This window comes from Roseobacter sp. AzwK-3b (assembly GCF_000170875.1).
GTDB lineage: Bacteria > Pseudomonadota > Alphaproteobacteria > Rhodobacterales > Rhodobacteraceae > Roseovarius > Roseovarius litoreus.
In genome coordinates this window covers 728,462-744,912 of the sequence record NZ_ABCR01000001.1, presented here as the reverse complement: position 1 = coordinate 744,912, position 16,451 = coordinate 728,462, and the positions used below count along the sequence as shown (strand labels likewise).

The following is a 16,451-nucleotide window of genomic DNA, read 5'->3' as shown; positions in this document are numbered from 1 at the left end:
GGTGCCCGGCCCTTTCCGTTTCGGAACCGGGAAAATCATCTGCCCTCGCAGACCGCGTGACAAGGTCGAAGCGGCTTGTCGCGTCCGTTAACCGAGTCGCGCGCAGCTTGCGCCCGAATTTTTGTGATCACACGATTTATTGCTGTGATCACAAAACGCGAAAAAACGCTCGAAAACCCTGCCTGCAAACAAAAAACGGTTTAATTCACTATCAAGGCTATGGGTATATCCGTTCCGATAACAGCAATACGGGACAGTTTCATGAATATCCATGAGTATCAGGCGAAGGCTCTGCTTCGCTCCTACGGCGCCCCGGTATCGGATGGCCGCGTCGTCCTGCGCGCCGAAGAGGCCAAGACCGCCGCGGGCGAAATGGACGGCCCCCTGTGGGTGGTCAAGGCGCAGATCCACGCCGGCGGCCGCGGCAAGGGCACCTTCAAGGAGCCGGGCGCAGGCGAAGCCGGCGGTGTCCGCCTCGCCCGATCCGTCGAAGAAGCCGCCGAGGAAGCCAAGCGCATGCTGGGCCGCACCCTCGTCACCAAGCAGACCGGCCCCGCCGGCAAGCAGGTCAACCGCATCTACATCGAAGACGGCTCGGACATCGAAAAGGAATTCTACCTGGCCCTGCTGGTGGACCGCGTCACCTCGCGGATTTCCTTCGCCGCCTCCACCGAAGGCGGCATGGATATCGAGGAAGTCGCCGAAAAGACCCCTGAAAAGATCCTCAGCTTCTCGGTCGATCCCGCCACCGGCTACCAGCCGTTCCATGGCCGCCGGATCGCCTTCATGCTGGGCCTCGAAGGCGCGCAGGTCAAACAATGCGTCAAGCTGATGGGCATCCTCTACCAACTGTTCCTCGACAAGGACATGGAGATGCTCGAGATCAACCCCCTCATCATCACCGACAAGGGCGATCTCAAATGTCTCGACGCCAAGATGGGGTTCGATTCCAACGCGGTCTACCGCCACGCCGATATCGCCGAACTGCGTGACACCACCGAAGAAGACCCCAAGGAACTCGAAGCCTCCAAATACGATCTGAACTACATCGCCCTCGATGGCGAGATCGGCTGCATGGTCAACGGCGCGGGCCTCGCGATGGCCACCATGGACATCATCAAGCTCTATGGCGCCGAGCCTGCCAACTTCCTCGATGTGGGCGGCGGTGCGACCAAGGAAAAGGTGACCGAGGCGTTCAAGATCATCACCTCGGACCCGCAGGTCAAAGGCATTCTGGTCAACATCTTCGGCGGGATCATGCGTTGCGACGTGATCGCCGAAGGCGTGATCGCCGCGGTCAAGGAAGTGGGCCTCAAGGTGCCGCTGGTCGTCCGTCTGGAAGGCACCAACGTCGAAAAGGGGAAAGAGATCATCTCGAACTCCGGCCTCGACGTGATCGCCGCCGACAACCTCAAGGACGGCGCCGAAAAGATCGTCAAAGCGGTCAAGGGCTGACCTGCCCGGCCCGCAGCCCGCTGCGTGCCGCCACAGCGAACATTTTAAGGAGAATGCCAAGATGGCAGTCCTCATCGACGAAAATACCAAGGTGATCTGTCAGGGCCTCACCGGCTCGCAGGGCACATTCCACACCGAACAGGCCATCGCCTATGGCACCAAGATGGTCGGCGGCGTCACCCCCGGCAAGGGCGGTCAGACCCATCTCGACCTGCCCGTGTTCAACTCGGTCCACGAGGCGAAACACGCCACCGACGCCAACGCCTCGGTGATCTACGTCCCGCCCCCCTTCGCCGCCGATTCCATCCTCGAGGCGATCGACGCCGAAATGGAGGTGATCGTCTGCATCACCGAAGGCATCCCCGTGCTCGACATGATGCGCGTCAAGCGCGCGCTCGAGACCTCGAAATCGCGGCTGATCGGCCCGAACTGCCCCGGCGTCATCACGCCTGACGCCTGCAAGATCGGCATCATGCCCGGCCATATCCACAAGCGTGGCAAGGTCGGCGTCGTGTCTCGCTCGGGCACCCTCACCTACGAGGCGGTCAAGCAGACCACCGATGTGGGTCTGGGTCAGTCCACCTGCGTCGGCATCGGCGGTGACCCCATCAAGGGAACCGAACATATCGACGTGCTGGAATGGTTCCTCGCCGATGACGAGACCGAGGCGATCATCATGATCGGTGAAATCGGCGGCTCCGCCGAAGAAGACGCCGCCGCCTTCCTCGCCTCCGAGCGCAAGAAAGGCCGCTGGAAGCCCACCGCCGGCTTCATCGCGGGCCGCACCGCCCCTCCGGGCCGTCGCATGGGCCATGCCGGCGCCATCGTGGCGGGCGGCAAGGGCGGCGCCGACGACAAGATCGAGGCGATGAAATCCGCCGGGATCACCGTCGCCGAAAGCCCCGCCAGCCTGGGCGAGGCCGTTCTGACCGCGATCAAGGGCTGACCAGTCACCGGGATGCGCGGCCCCCGCGCATCCCACCCCGCCACCGAAGCACCGCGACAGGCACCTGACCACCAACCACCATCCCCCCAGGTTCCTCTCCTGTTGCTTCACCAGATCGGTCTGAAAAGGACGCGCCATGACGGATCAAAGCTCGAACGACCAATTCCACGCCTCCAGCTTCATGCAGGGGCACAACGCCGCATATCTCGAACAGCTCTATGCGCGCTATGCCAGCGATCCCAACGCCGTGGACGCTGCCTGGCAGGAATTTTTCCGCCAGCTTGGCGATGGCGATGCCGATGTCCGCCAGCAGGCCACCGGCCCGTCATGGGCGCGCAGCGACTGGCCGCCGACGCCGAATGACGATCTGACCAGCGCGCTGACCGGCGAATGGCCCGCCGAAATCGAAACCGCCACAGCCGCCGACAAGATCAAGAAGAAAGCCTCCGAAAAGGGCGTCAAGGTATCGGATGACGCGGTCAAGCGCGCCGTTCTCGATTCCGTTCGCGCGCTCATGCTGATCCGCGCCTACCGCATCCGTGGCCACCTGATCGCCCAGCTCGATCCGCTTGGCCTGCGCGATCACGGCTACCGCCCCGAGCTTGACCCGAAATCCTACGGCTTCACCGACGCCGACATGGACCGCCCGATCTTCATCGACAACGTTCTGGGCCTGCAGGTGGCCTCGATCCGCGAGATCCTCGATATCGTCAAGCGCACCTATTGCGGCACCTTCGCGCTGCAATACATGCATATCTCCGATCCCGAACAATCCGCATGGCTCAAGGAACGGATCGAAGGTTACGACAAGGAAATCACCTTCACCCGCGAAGGCCGCAAGGCGATCCTCAACAAGCTGGTCGAAGCCGAGGGATTCGAGAAATACCTCCACGTCAAATACATGGGCACCAAGCGCTTCGGCCTTGATGGCGGCGAAAGCCTGATCCCCGCTATGGAGCAGATCATCAAGCGCGGCGGCAGCCTCGGCGTGAAGGACATCGTCATCGGCATGCCCCATCGCGGGCGCCTGTCGGTGCTGGCCAACGTCATGGGCAAGCCCTATCGCGCCATCTTCAACGAGTTTCAGGGCGGCAGCTTCAAACCCGAGGAGGTGGACGGATCGGGCGACGTGAAATACCATCTCGGCGCCTCCTCGGACCGCGAATTCGACGGCAACACGGTCCACCTGTCGCTCACGGCGAACCCCTCGCATCTCGAGGCGGTGAACCCCGTGGTGCTCGGCAAGGTCCGCGCCAAGCAGGATCAACTCAACGACAGCGAACGCACCAGCGTCCTGCCCGTTCTCCTGCATGGCGATGCGGCCTTCGCGGGGCAAGGCGTCGTGGCCGAATGTTTCGGCCTCTCGGGCCTCAAAGGCCACAAGACCGGCGGCACCATGCATATCGTGGTGAACAACCAGATCGGCTTTACCACCGCACCGCACTTCTCGCGCTCTTCGCCCTATCCCACCGATATCGCCCTGATGGTCGAGGCGCCCATTTTCCACGTCAACGGCGACGATCCCGAAGCCGTGGTGCATGCCGCCAAGGTCGCCACCGAATTCCGCCAGAAGTTCCAGAAGGACGTGGTGATCGACATCATCTGCTACCGCCGGTTCGGCCATAACGAGGGCGATGAGCCCATGTTCACGAACCCGGTGATGTACAACAAGATCAAGAAGCAAAAGACCACGCTCAGCCTGTATACCGAACGGCTCGTGGCCGATGGCCTGATCCCCGAAGGCGAGATCGAGGACATGAAAGCCGCGTTCCAGTCCTTCCTCGCCGACGAATTCGAAGCCGGCAAGGAATACCGCCCCAACAAGGCCGACTGGCTGGATGGCAAATGGTCCCATCTCGACCGCAAGGACGACGATTACCAACGCGGCGAAACCTCCATCGCACCGGAAACCCTGGACGAGATCGGCCGCGCCCTGACCACCGCACCCGATGGCTTCCCGCTCCACAAGACGGTCAGCCGCCTGCTGGAGACCAAGAAGCAGATGTTCGAAACCGGCCAAGGCTATGACTGGGCCACCGCCGAAGCTCTGGCCTTCGGCTCGCTACAGCTCGAAGGCTACCCGGTGCGCCTGTCCGGTCAGGACAGCACGCGCGGCACCTTCAGCCAGCGTCATTCGGCCTTCATCGATCAGAACACCGAAGAACGCTACTACCCGCTGAACCACATCCGCGAGGGGCAGGCCCGCTACGAGGTGATCGACTCGATGCTCTCGGAATATGCGGTTCTGGGCTTCGAATACGGCTATTCGCTGGCCGAACCCAACGCCCTCACCCTGTGGGAGGCCCAGTTCGGCGATTTCGCCAACGGCGCGCAGATCATGTTCGACCAGTTCATCAGCTCGGGTGAATCCAAGTGGCTGCGGATGTCGGGCCTCGTCTGCCTGCTGCCGCATGGCTACGAAGGGCAGGGGCCGGAACATTCCTCCGCGCGTCTCGAGCGTTTCCTCACCATGTGCGGCGGCGACAACTGGATCGTGGCCAACTGCACCACACCGGCCAACTATTTCCACATCCTGCGTCGGCAGCTGCACCGCACCTATCGCAAGCCGCTGATCCTGATGACGCCCAAATCCCTGCTGCGTCACAAGATGGCGGTCTCCCGGACCGAGGAATTCACCACCGGCTCCAGCTTCCACCGCGTTTTGTGGGACGATGCGCAATACGGCAATTCCGACACGCAGCTGAAACCCGACAATCAGATCAAGCGCGTGGTGATGTGCTCGGGCAAGGTCTATTACGACTTGCTCGAAGAACGCGACCGCCGTGGGATTGACGATGTCTACCTGCTGCGCATCGAACAGTTCTATCCGTTCCCGGCCATGTCCATGGTCAAGGAGCTGGAACGCTTCAAACAGGCCGAAATGGTCTGGTGTCAGGAAGAACCCAAGAACCAGGGCGCGTGGTTCTTCATCGAACCCAATATCGAATGGGTGCTTGGCCGGATCAATGCCAAGCATGCCCGCCCCACCTATGCAGGCCGCGCCGCCGCCGCCTCGCCCGCCACGGGCCTGGCATCCCAGCACAAGGCACAAAAAGAGGCGCTGGTCGATGCCGCGCTGACCATCGAAGGAAAATAACGCATGTCGACAGAAGTTCGCGTCCCCACGCTCGGAGAATCCGTCACCGAAGCCACGGTCGCCACCTGGTTCAAGAAACCCGGTGATCCGGTCGCCGCCGACGAAATGCTGTGTGAGCTGGAAACCGACAAGGTCACCGTCGAAGTGCCCGCGCCCGCCGCCGGCACCCTGGGCGAGATCGTCGCCGGCGAAGGCGAAACCGTGGGCGTCGATGCGCTCCTCGCCACCATCTCCGAAGGCCAGGCCGCAGGCTCCGGCGACAGCGCGCCCGCCAAAACCCACGACAGCGCCGCCGCCAAGAGCGACGCGCCCGAAGGCAACGGATCAAAGGGCAATACCGATGTCATGGTCCCCACCTTGGGCGAATCCGTGACCGAAGCGACCGTGTCCACATGGTTCAAGAAGGTCGGCGACAGCGTGGCGCAGGACGAAACCCTGTGCGAGCTCGAGACCGACAAGGTCTCGGTCGAAGTCCCCGCGCCCGCGGCAGGCACCCTGTGCGAAATCCTCGCCGGCGAAGGCGACACCGTGCAGGCCGGCGGCAAGCTGGCGGTCCTCTCGGGATCGGCCGATGGCACCATCGAACCGGGCCTGCGTCCCGAACCCGGCGGCGCGCAGACCGAACCGGCGCACGCCTCCTCCGGTGGCGGCGATGTCGAAGACGCGCCGTCAGCCAAGAAAGCCATGGCCGAAGCCGGCCTTTCCCGCGATCAGGTTCAGGGCACAGGCAAGGATGGCCGTATCATGAAAGAAGACGTCTCCAAGGCCGTTGCGGCCGCGTCCGCCGCACCCGCAGCCTCCAGCGCGCCCGCGGCCCCCGTGCAGCCGCCGCGCGGCCCGGTCAGTGCCGATGATGCCGCCCGCGAGGAACGGGTCCGCATGACTCGCCTGCGCCAGACCATCGCGCGCCGCCTCAAGGACGCCCAGAACAACGCCGCGATCCTGACCACCTATAACGAGGTGGACATGACCGAGGTGATGGCCCTGCGCAACGCCTACAAGGACGACTTCTACAAGAAGCATGGCGTCAAACTGGGCTTCATGTCCTTCTTCACCAAGGCCTGCTGCCACGCCCTTCGCGAAGTCCCCGAGGTGAACGCCGAAATCGACGGCACCGACATCGTCTACAAGAACTTCGTTCATATGGGCATCGCCGCCGGCACGCCTCAGGGTCTCGTGGTCCCGGTGATCCGCGACGCCGATTCCATGTCCTTCGCCGAGATCGAGAAAGCCATCGCCGAAAAAGGCGCCCGCGCCCGCGACGGCAAGCTCAGCATGGCTGAAATGCAAGGCGGCACCTTTACCATCTCCAATGGCGGCGTCTACGGCTCCCTGATGTCCTCGCCGATCCTCAATCCGCCGCAATCGGGCATCCTCGGCATGCACAAGATCCAGGACCGTCCAATGGTCGTCAACGGTCAGATCGTGGCCCGCCCGATGATGTATCTGGCCCTCAGCTACGATCACCGCATCGTCGACGGCAAGGGCGCGGTCACCTTCCTCGTCCGCGTCAAGGACGCGCTCGAAGACCCGCGCCGCCTGCTGATGGACCTGTAACGCCGCCGCCGGGCCAACGGCCCGGCAGCCCCCCTCCTGACACACGCGGGACCGCCATTGATGACCCCCGAGTTGACCGCCCTCACCCTCGCAGCCCTGCTACAGGTCGTCCAATACGGCCTCTTCGCCGTGCCCGCGAACCTGCAACTGGGCACCGGCTACACCATGTCCGCGCGCGACCGCGCCCCCTCGAAACAACTCTCCGAGCGCGCCGCGCGCCTGCAACGGGCTCTCGACAACCATTTCGAAGGGCTGATCCTCTTCGGCATCGCCTGCACGGTCATCACCCTCTCGGGCCAATCCAGCCCCTTCACCGCCGCCTGCGCCTTCACCTATCTCGGCGCGCGCGGTCTCTACATCCCGGCCTATGCCTTCGGCTGGCGCCCCGGCCGGTCGCTGATCTGGGCTGTGGGGTTCGTGGCCACCGTGCTGATGCTGCTGGCCGCCCTCGCCTGATGTTTCTTCTGGCTTCAAATATCCCGGGGGAGTCGCCCGCAGGGCGGCGGGGGCAGAGCCCCCTTTCCCCCTTCAATGAAAGGACACCGACCCATGGCAAACTATGACGTGATCGTCATTGGCTCCGGCCCCGGCGGCTATGTCGCCGCCATCCGCTGCGCCCAGCTTGGCCTGAAAACCGCCTGCGTCGAAGGACGCGCCACGCTTGGCGGCACCTGTCTCAATGTGGGCTGCATCCCGTCCAAGGCGCTGCTGCACGCCTCCCATCAGCTGCATGAGGCCGAGCATAATTTCGCCAAGATGGGCCTCAAGGGCGCCAGCCCCTCGGTCGACTGGAAACAGATGCTCGCCTACAAGGACGACGTGATCGGCCAGAACACCAAGGGGATCGAATTCCTGTTCAAGAAGAACAAGATCGACTGGCTCAAGGGCTGGGGCTCGATCCCGGAAAAAGGCAAGGTGCAGGTCGGCGACGAGGTGCATGAGGCCCGCAACATCATCATCGCCACCGGGTCGCAATCCGCCTCCCTGCCCGGCGTCGACGTGGATGAAAAGATCGTCGTCACCTCCACCGGCGCGCTGGACTTGCCGAAGATCCCCAAGAAAATGGTCGTGATCGGCGCCGGGGTGATCGGGCTTGAACTGGGCTCGGTCTACGCCCGGCTCGGGTCCGAAATCACCGTGGTGGAATATCTCGATCAGATCACCCCCGGCATGGATGGCGAGGTGCAGAAACAGTTTCAGCGCCTGCTCAAGAAACAGGGGCTCGATTTCATCATGGGCGCTGCCGTGCAATCGGTTGAAACCCTCAAGACCAAGGCCAAGGTCGCCTACAAGCTGCGCAAGGACGACAGCGACCATACGATCGACGCCGATGTGGTTCTGGTCGCCACCGGGCGCAAACCCTTCACCGACGGTCTCGGCCTCGAGGCGCTCGGCGTGAAGATGTCCGCGCGTGGTCAGATCGAAACCGACGATCACTGGCGCACCAATGTCGAGGGGATCTATGCCATCGGCGATGCCATCGCCGGCCCGATGCTCGCCCACAAGGCCGAGGATGAGGGCATGGCCGCCGCCGAGGTGATCGCCGGCAAGCATGGCCATGTGAATTACGGCGTCATTCCCGGCGTGATCTATACGCACCCCGAAGTGGCGTCCGTCGGCCAGACCGAGGAACAGCTCAAAGAGGCGGGTCGCGCCTACAAGGTGGGCAAGTTCTCGTTCATGGGCAACGGGCGCGCCAAGGCGAATTTCGCCGGTGACGGCTTCGTCAAGATCCTCGCCGACAAGGAAACAGATCGGATCCTGGGCGCCCATATCATCGGCCCCATGGCCGGCGATCTGATCCACGAGATTTGCGTCGCGATGGAATTCGGCGCCTCCGCCGAGGATCTGGCGCTGACCTGTCACGCGCATCCCACCTATTCCGAAGCGGTGCGCGAAGCCGCGCTTGCCTGCGGCGACGGGGCCATTCACGCCTGACACGGCCATTATCGGACACACGGAAAAAGGCGGCCCCCGATCCCGGGATGCCGCCTTTTTCATGTCTGTCGCGTGAGCGATACGCCCCACCCGGCGCTTACCGGTCGCCCTGAACCTTGTCGGGATCGAAGCCCGCTTCCCGCATCAGCCGGTCCGACGCGGTCTCGACCTCCTGTTCGAGTTGCGCCATGAAATCCGTGCGCGCCATCCCGGCCTCGATGCGTGGCAGGAATTCCACCACCGCAAGCCCCGGCTTGCGCAGGATCCCCTTGCGCGGCCAGAAGACGCCCACATTGGTCGCCACCGGCACGCAATCCTGTCCCAGCTCTTCATAAAGCACGCCGGTCCCGACCTTGTAAGGCGCCTTCACGCCCGGCGCGATGCGTGTGCCCTGCGGATAGATGATCAGCTGCCCGGGATCCTGCCGGCCGCGCGCCACATCCGCGACCATCTGCTTGATCGCCTGACTGCGCTTGCCCCTGTCAACCGGAACGCAGCCGATCTTCAGCCCGTATTGCCCGATCACCGGCGCCCACATCAATTCGCGTTTCATGATGAACTTGCCGGCAGGCACCGCCCCGAAAATCAGGATGATGTCCAGAAAGGACTGATGTTTGGCGGCGATCACCACGTCGTCGGTGGGCGGCGTGCCGCGCACTTCGGTGCGCAACCCCACCATCCAGCGCGCCGTCCAGCGCACCCACCGGCACCACATGTGACAGGCCGCAAGCGCGCCGTGTCTGCTGACCAGCGCCCAAGGCAGGAACACGATCCCCATGACCGCCATCATCAGATAAATCTGCCCCACGAAGACCAGCGACCGGAGCCATTGTACAGCTGCGCTCATGGCAGGCTCCTCAGGGTCTTGCGGGCCGCCGTTTTCGTCGCCCAGAACGCAACCGCCGCCGCCAGAACCGGCACGGCCAGCGGCCAGACCCAATGCCACCCGCGAAAGCCAAGCCCGGTCAGAAACCCGCCCTCATCCTGTGCTGCGGGCAGCGCCAGGATCGCCAGACATCCCAAAGCCATCCCGCCAGCGGCACCGATCAGCGCCCGCAAGGTGAACCGCCGCACGAAGGCCCGGACGATATAGCCATCCTGCGCTCCCACCAGCCGCAGAACCCCGATCACCTGCGCATTGGCCGCCAGCGCCGCATTGGCCGCCAGCGTGATCATCGCCGCCATCGTCGCCCCGATCAGCAGCAACGACACCACACCCAGCATCCGCAGCCGGTTGGCCGCATTGACCAAGGGCTCGCGCCAGCGGGTGTGATCGTCCAGCACCGCGCCCGGCACCTCGGCTGACAGCCGCAGGCGCAAACCCTGCGCATCGAAGCCTTCGGCATCCTCGATCACCTCGATCAGTTGCGGAATGGGCAGCGCATCCACCGGCAGATTCGGGCCGAACCACGGCTCGAGCAGCGCGCTCTGCTCCTCGGGCGTCAAGGCCCGGGCGCTCGCCACCCCGGTCGTCGTCTCCAACACCCTCAGGGCCGCCTGCGTCTGGCTGGCAAGCTGGCCCTCGGGCGCAGAGATGCGGATGGTCGAGCTACGCGCCAATTCGTCCCCCCAGCGATCCGCCAGACGCGCCGTCGCCAGCGACAACGCCAGCGCGAACACCGCCAGAAACGCCATCGCCCCCGCCGCGAAAAGCGTCAGCGACGCGGTGAACCCGGTCGGCGGCACCACGCGATCGGCCTGCGCATCCCCCGCCAGCATCTCCGTCAGACGTCCAGGATCAAGCTTCACAGATCCGCCCCCGCCAGTTGCAGCCGCCGGTTGGCGATCCTCAGCACGCGCGCCTGCACATGCGCCTTGGCCGCGCGGATCAGCGCCAGATCATGGGTCGCGATCATGATCGTCTTGCCCATCCGGTTCAACTCGATCAGCAAACGCAACAACCGCTGCGACATCTCCCAGTCGACATTCCCCGTCGGCTCATCGGCCAGCACCACATCGGGTGACATGATGACCGCCCGCGCCAGCGCCGCACGCTGCCGCTCACCGCCCGACAATTCCGGCGGCAGCGCATTGGCCCTCTCCTTCAGACCGACCCAGCCGGTCAACTCCTTGAGATTGGCCGCCTCTCCCAAAAGATCCCGACCCGACACCATCAGCGGCAGCGCGATATTCTCGGCCACGCTCATATGATCCAGAAACTGGCAATCCTGATGCACCACGCCGATGCGCCGCCGCGCCATGGCGATATCGTCGCGCTCCATCCCGCGCCGGTCAGCCCCGAACAGGCGCACGGTGCCGGATGTGGGCGTCAAGGCGCCATAGCACAACTTGAGAAACGTCGTCTTGCCCGCACCGGAGGGTCCGGTCAGGAAATGGAACGATCCCGGTTGCAGCTCAAGCGAGATATCACTCAGCAATTCGCCGCCGCCATAGCTATAGGCCACGTTCTCCAGCTCGATCAAGGAAGCCCCCTCTATGCCGCGCGCTTCTAAATGCCTTACAGGCCACACTTGTGCAATGTTTACGCGCACGAAATGCTTAGGTCTTTCGTATGCGCCATTTACCGCTTATGCTTTTGAAAAAGCAAACAGGCTTGAAACTTCTGGCAGGCGACAGGTGTCGACATGAGGCTGACTTGCCCGAATTGCGGGGCACAATACGAAGTCCCCGACGAGGTGATCCCGGAAACGGGCCGTGACGTCCAGTGCTCGAACTGCGGCGACACTTGGTTTCAATTCCATCCCGACCATATGCCGCAGGATGACGCGCAGCCCGAAACAGCGGCCGAGCCTCAGTCTGCCGATGACGACGACGGCTATGCCGACTATGACGTTGAGCCTGAGCCCCAGCCAGAACCTCAGCCCGACCCAACCCCTGAAGATCAATACGAAGATCCTGACGAGCACGCGGAAGAAGACGAAACCTCCCCCCCGCGCCGCGAGCTTGATCCCTCGATCCGCGATCTTCTGCGCGAGGAAGCCACCCGCGAGGAACAGGCCCGCGCCGCCGAAGCCGGCCCCGGCCTTGAAACCCAGCCCGATCTCGGTCTGGACGAAGCACCCGACGCCCTCGCCCAGAACGCCCGCGCACGCATCGCGCGCCTGCGCGGCCTTCCGGTCGACAGCGACGAACCTGCGACAAACCAAGACATCGACCCCGAGTCGCGCCGCAATCTTCTGCCCGATATCGAAGAAATCAATTCCTCGCTCGACGCAGCCCCGCGGCGTGACGTCTCCGCCAGCCGCGACGACGATGCCATGGCCGCGCCTCCGGCGGGCGGTGGTTTCCGGCGTGGTTTTGTCTGGTCAATCGTGCTTTTCGCCATTCTGACGCTGCTCTATGTCTTCGCGCCACAGGTGGCGGGCCTGTCTTCCGCACTCGAAGGGCCGATGGCCGCCTATGTTGAGATGGTCAACAGCCTGCGCGCCCTGCTGCAGTCAACCGTCGCATCGCTTCTGGGATAGAGGGCGGCACATCGCTGCACCGGCATGGGTCGCGCACAGCGCCGACCTTGCGCGTCAGAACCGATCCAGCAGCCGCTTGAGATAATCAAGCTCGACATCCGGGCGTTCGCCCTCGCCTGACCGGCGGCGGATTTCATCAAGCAATTCCCGCGCGCGCCGATACACGTCCTCGCCCTGCAGTAGCGAATCCTGCGTGCCCACCTGACCGCCCTGGCCTGCCTGACGGCCAAGCGGGTCCGACTCCTGCGCACCGGCCTCGCCTCGGGCCTGACCCTGTCCGCCCTGTTGGTGCTGGCTGTTCTCGGCCATCGCCTCGCCCAGATTGCGCATCCCTTCACGCAATGCTTCCATCGCCTCCGATTGCCGGTCCAGCGCCTCGGGCAGGTCATTGCCGCGCAACGCCTGCTCGGCACCCTCCATGGCCCGGTCGGCCCGTTCGAGCGACTCGCGGGCGGCGTCACCGCCTTCGGTTCCCGCACCGGGCAGGTTGCCGCGCTGCCGCTCAAGCTCTCGGCGCAACGCTTCCTGCCGCCCAGCCAGATTACCCGGCCCGCCAGTCTCGGCCTGCTGGTTGCCCGGCTCCTGTCCGCCCTCTCCGGGCTGTCCCGGCTGACCGCCCTGGCCCTGACCCTGCTGGCCCTGCTGATCGTGGCTCTGGCCCTGGCCCTGACCACCATTGCGGCCCTCGTTGCCCTGGCTCTGGCCGCTTTGCGCACCGGGGTTGAACTGTTCCTGCAAATCGCGGAACGCGTCATCCGACAGGCCCTGCTGATTGCGCAGCGTCTCGGCCAGACCTTCCATCGCCTGCTGGCCCGGGCTCTGGCCCTGCTGGCCGCCCTGACCTTGGGTGACCTGCATGTTCTCCATCATCTCCTGGAATTGTCTCAGCGCCTCCTGCGCCTCGGCCATGCGGCCCTGTTCCATCAATTCCTGGATGCGATCCATCATGTCCTGCAGATCCTGTTGGGTCATCTGCATCGCATCATCCGACATCGGAGGAGTGTCGCCGTTCTGCTGCTGGTTCTCGCGCTGCGCCTGCTGCATCTTCTGGCGCAGGTAATCATTCGTCGCCTCGCGCAATTCCTGCATCAATCGCGCAATCTCTTCTTCGGTCGCGCCGTTGCGCATCGCCTCGCTTAGGCGTTCCTGTGCCGCGCGCATCCGCTCCAGCGCGTCGCCGATATCGCCCTCTTCCAGCAGGATCGCCAGATCCCACAGCGCCTGCGCGATCTCGTCCTGTGCCGCCTTGTCCAGACTGTCATGCCGCACCAGCGTCTCCAGCCGGCGCAGGATCACCCGCAGCTTCAGATAGGCGGTTTCCGACCGGAACAGCCCATCCTCGGGCCGGTGCGACACGGCGCGCAGCACCTGCGTCACCCGCTTGCCATTCTCCATCGACCAGAGCAGATCCCGGCGCTGCTCGATCACCGCAGCCGCCATCGGATCGAAAAACCGCCGCGCCGGAAGCCGCATCTGCTCGGGTGCGCTCAGCCCCGCCTGACCATCGGCATCGCGCACCTCAAGCTCGAGCGTCACCGGCAGATGCGCCCAAGGGTGCTGCGACAGGTTCTCGATCAGCGTCTCGGTGAAATCGATCCTGTCACCAGTAATCGGCATCGGCAGGTCCAGCTCGATCGGATCGCGCGGATCGGGATCGGCCTGCAACCCGTGGCGGCGATCAAGCTCGGCCATGTCCAGCCGGAACACGGCCCGTCCCTCGACCACGCCGTAATCGTCCTTCGCGCGGAACGGCTGGCTCATCTGCCCGTCAAAGGTGGTCTCGGCGCCGGTCTGCATGATCTGCACGCTCGGCCCCTGATCCGGCAGCGCCATGACGGTCCAGCTTTTGCCGCCAGGACCGTCGATCATCAGCGTGCCATCCTGCGTGATGTCGAACCCCTGCTCGGGGTCCGTCGCCGCGCCCACATCCTCTGTCCGCCCCGACACGGTCTCGGCCACGCTCAACGCGCCCACCTCGCCATAAAGCCGCACGGTCACGCGGCTCCCCTCGGGCACTTCGATCTCTCCGGTCTGGTCATTGAGATACAGGCTCGGCAGCCCGGTATGGGCCGGTGGCTCGATCCAGCCTTCCCAAGCCGGTCCATTGGCCAGTGCAGCACCTCCGCCCGGCCCCATGCCCGCAACGCTGCCCACGCGCCAGACCGACCCGAACAGCAGCGCCACAACCAGCCCCAGCAAGGCGATATAGCGCAACCCGAAAGGATCGCGCTCCGACAGCCTCAGATCCGGCTCGACCGCGCGTGCCTCGGCGGCCCGTTCGGCCATGCGCGCCTGATGCGCGCGCCACAGCGCTTCGGATCCCGCATCACCGCTGCCCACCGCCTGCGCATCCGCCAGCGCCGCCAGAGGATGACCCGGCATGCTCGCATCGATCCGCGCCAACGCATCCTCGCGGCTTGGCCAGCGAAACGCCCTCAGCCCCCGAACCGCAAAGATCACGAACGCCAGCAATGCGGCGACCATGATCCCCCAGACCACTTCCAGCGCCATCAGGTCATGCAGCCCCAGCAGCAGCATCGCCGCCACCGCCGCCACCAACGACCACAAGGGCCAGAAGGCCCTGACCAGCCGCTCCGCGATCAACCCCGCCCATGTCAGGGTCAGGGGCCGGCGCAACCGGGTCAACACAGGTGTCAGGGGGGTGGTTTGCCGCTGCATGCTCCGTTCCCTTCAGGGGCCGGACACGCCCATCGCGTCACAGCCACTCAGGGATGGTATCTCGATTTATGATCTCGTCAAAGGTCGGCCTTGCCCTGATGACAGCGAATTGATGCTCATGCACCAGAACTTCGGGCACCAAAGGCCGTGTATTGTACTCGCTGGCCATCACCGCGCCATAGGCGCCGGCACTGCGAAACGCCACCAGATCCCCCTGCGCCAGCGCCGGCATCATCCGCGCCTTGGCAAAAGTATCCCCCGATTCGCACACCGGCCCGACGATGTCATAGGCCGCCTGCTCGGCACCGGGCTGCGGCTCGCGGACCGGGACGATGTCGTGATAGGCGTCATACATCGCGGGCCGGATCAGATCGTTCATCGCCGCGTCGAGGATCAGGAAATCGCGCCCCTCCCCGGCCTTGAGGTAAATCACCTCGCTGACGAGGATCCCCGCATTGCCCACCACCAGACGGCCCGGCTCGATCTCGATCTCGCAACCCAGATGACCCACCGTATCCTTGATGAGCTGGCCATAGTCCACCGGCAGCGGCGGCGCCTCGTTCGACCGGGTGTAAGGAATGCCCAGACCGCCGCCCAGATCCAGCCGCCGGATATCATGCCCATCCGCGCGCAGCGCCTCGGTCAGATCCGCCACCTTTTCATAGGCCAGCCGGAATGGCTCCAGCTCGGTCAGCTGGCTGCCGATATGCACATCGATCCCGACCACCTCGAGACCGGGCATCGCCGCCGCCTCGGCATAGATCTCTCGGGCGCGGGCAATCGGAATGCCGAACTTGTTCTCGCTCTTGCCGGTGGCGATCTTGGCGTGAGTCTTGGCATCCACATCCGGGTTGACGCGCACGGTGATCGGCGCGCGCAGACCCAAGGACAACGCCACCTCGTTGAGCGCCGCCATCTCGGGCTCAGATTCGACGTTGAACTGCCGGATACCGCCTTCCAGCGCCATCCGCATCTCATCACGCGTCTTGCCGACGCCCGAAAAGACGATCCGCTCGCCCGGCACGCCTGCGGCTTTGGCGCGCGCATATTCCCCGCCCGAGACCACGTCCATGCCGGCACCCAACTCCGCCAGCGTCTTCAGGATCGCAAGATTGCTCGCGGCTTTCATCGCATAGCAGATCAGATGCTCGGTACCCGCCAACGCCTCGTCGAACAGCCGGAAATGCCGCGTGAGCGTGGCTGTCGAATAGCAATAGAACGGCGTGCCCACTTGGGCCGCGATCTCGGCCACGGGCACATCTTCGGCGTAGAGCTCGCCATTGCGATAGAGAAAATGATCCATGTCGCGCCCTTAAGGCGATTTATCGCGCGGATCAATCCAAATCGCGGGCTC

At 64.3% G+C, this 16,451-nt stretch carries 12 protein-coding genes; 7 read left to right on the top strand and 5 right to left on the bottom strand.

The annotated features are described in order from the left end of the window. The first annotated feature begins 261 nt into the window (after positions 1-261). The 6 genes from sucC (at position 262) to lpdA (ending at position 8,993) form a co-directional block, all read left to right on the top strand. Complete coding sequence (gene sucC / locus RAZWK3B_RS03385) at positions 262-1,455, top strand: ADP-forming succinate--CoA ligase subunit beta (RefSeq protein WP_007812203.1); 1,194 nt, start codon at positions 262-264, stop codon at positions 1,453-1,455. A gap of 61 nt (positions 1,456-1,516) precedes the next feature. Continuing rightward, positions 1,517-2,401 (top strand): succinate--CoA ligase subunit alpha, encoded by an 885-nt coding sequence (gene sucD, locus RAZWK3B_RS03380; protein WP_007812200.1) that lies wholly within the window; start codon positions 1,517-1,519, stop codon positions 2,399-2,401. A gap of 136 nt (positions 2,402-2,537) precedes the next feature. Next, on the top strand, positions 2,538-5,498 hold the full coding sequence (locus RAZWK3B_RS03375; RefSeq protein WP_007812199.1) for a 2-oxoglutarate dehydrogenase E1 component: 2,961 nt from the start codon (positions 2,538-2,540) through the stop codon (positions 5,496-5,498). Positions 5,499-5,501: 3 nt separating this feature from the next. Further along, positions 5,502-7,055: a 2-oxoglutarate dehydrogenase complex dihydrolipoyllysine-residue succinyltransferase gene (gene odhB, locus RAZWK3B_RS03370; RefSeq protein WP_007812197.1), complete on the top strand. Its 1,554-nt coding sequence runs from the start codon at positions 5,502-5,504 to the stop codon at positions 7,053-7,055. A gap of 60 nt (positions 7,056-7,115) precedes the next feature. After that, positions 7,116-7,511, top strand: a complete 396-nt coding sequence (locus RAZWK3B_RS03365) for an MAPEG family protein (RefSeq protein WP_007812196.1) — start codon at positions 7,116-7,118, stop codon at positions 7,509-7,511. A 93-nt stretch (positions 7,512-7,604) separates the two neighbouring features. After that, positions 7,605-8,993, top strand: a complete 1,389-nt coding sequence (lpdA, locus tag RAZWK3B_RS03360; RefSeq protein WP_007812194.1) for a dihydrolipoyl dehydrogenase — start codon at positions 7,605-7,607, stop codon at positions 8,991-8,993. 97 nt (positions 8,994-9,090) lie between these two features. Here the strand turns inward: lpdA and RAZWK3B_RS03355 are convergent, their stop codons facing one another. Genes RAZWK3B_RS03355 through RAZWK3B_RS03345 form a run of 3 tightly spaced genes read right to left on the bottom strand, consistent with a single transcriptional unit; the run spans position 9,091 to position 11,416 of the window. Continuing rightward, complete coding sequence (locus RAZWK3B_RS03355; protein ID WP_007812193.1) at positions 9,091-9,840, bottom strand: lysophospholipid acyltransferase family protein; 750 nt, start codon at positions 9,838-9,840, stop codon at positions 9,091-9,093. Further along, positions 9,837-10,712: a cell division protein FtsX gene (locus RAZWK3B_RS03350; protein WP_037294832.1), complete on the bottom strand. Its 876-nt coding sequence runs from the start codon at positions 10,710-10,712 to the stop codon at positions 9,837-9,839. Before RAZWK3B_RS03350 ends, RAZWK3B_RS03355 begins: the two co-directional genes overlap by 4 nt. Before the next feature lie 26 nt (positions 10,713-10,738). Continuing rightward, positions 10,739-11,416, bottom strand: coding sequence for a cell division ATP-binding protein FtsE (locus RAZWK3B_RS03345; RefSeq protein WP_007812189.1), 678 nt, complete (start codon positions 11,414-11,416; stop codon positions 10,739-10,741). A 162-nt stretch (positions 11,417-11,578) separates the two neighbouring features. On the opposite strand from RAZWK3B_RS03345, the gene RAZWK3B_RS03340 reads away from it, so the two are divergent. After that, a complete protein-coding gene (locus RAZWK3B_RS03340) occupies positions 11,579-12,418 on the top strand; it encodes a zinc-ribbon domain-containing protein (RefSeq protein ID WP_007812188.1) in 840 nt (279 codons plus the stop codon). Between the two features lie 54 nt (positions 12,419-12,472). Here RAZWK3B_RS03340 and RAZWK3B_RS03335 read toward each other — a convergent pair whose 3' ends face one another. After that, on the bottom strand, positions 12,473-15,097 hold the full coding sequence (locus RAZWK3B_RS03335; protein WP_007812186.1) for a TIGR02302 family protein: 2,625 nt from the start codon (positions 15,095-15,097) through the stop codon (positions 12,473-12,475). A 37-nt stretch (positions 15,098-15,134) separates the two neighbouring features. Next, positions 15,135-16,400 (bottom strand): diaminopimelate decarboxylase, encoded by a 1,266-nt coding sequence (lysA, locus tag RAZWK3B_RS03330; RefSeq protein ID WP_007812184.1) that lies wholly within the window; start codon positions 16,398-16,400, stop codon positions 15,135-15,137. Between the last annotated feature and the right edge of the window lie 51 nt (positions 16,401-16,451).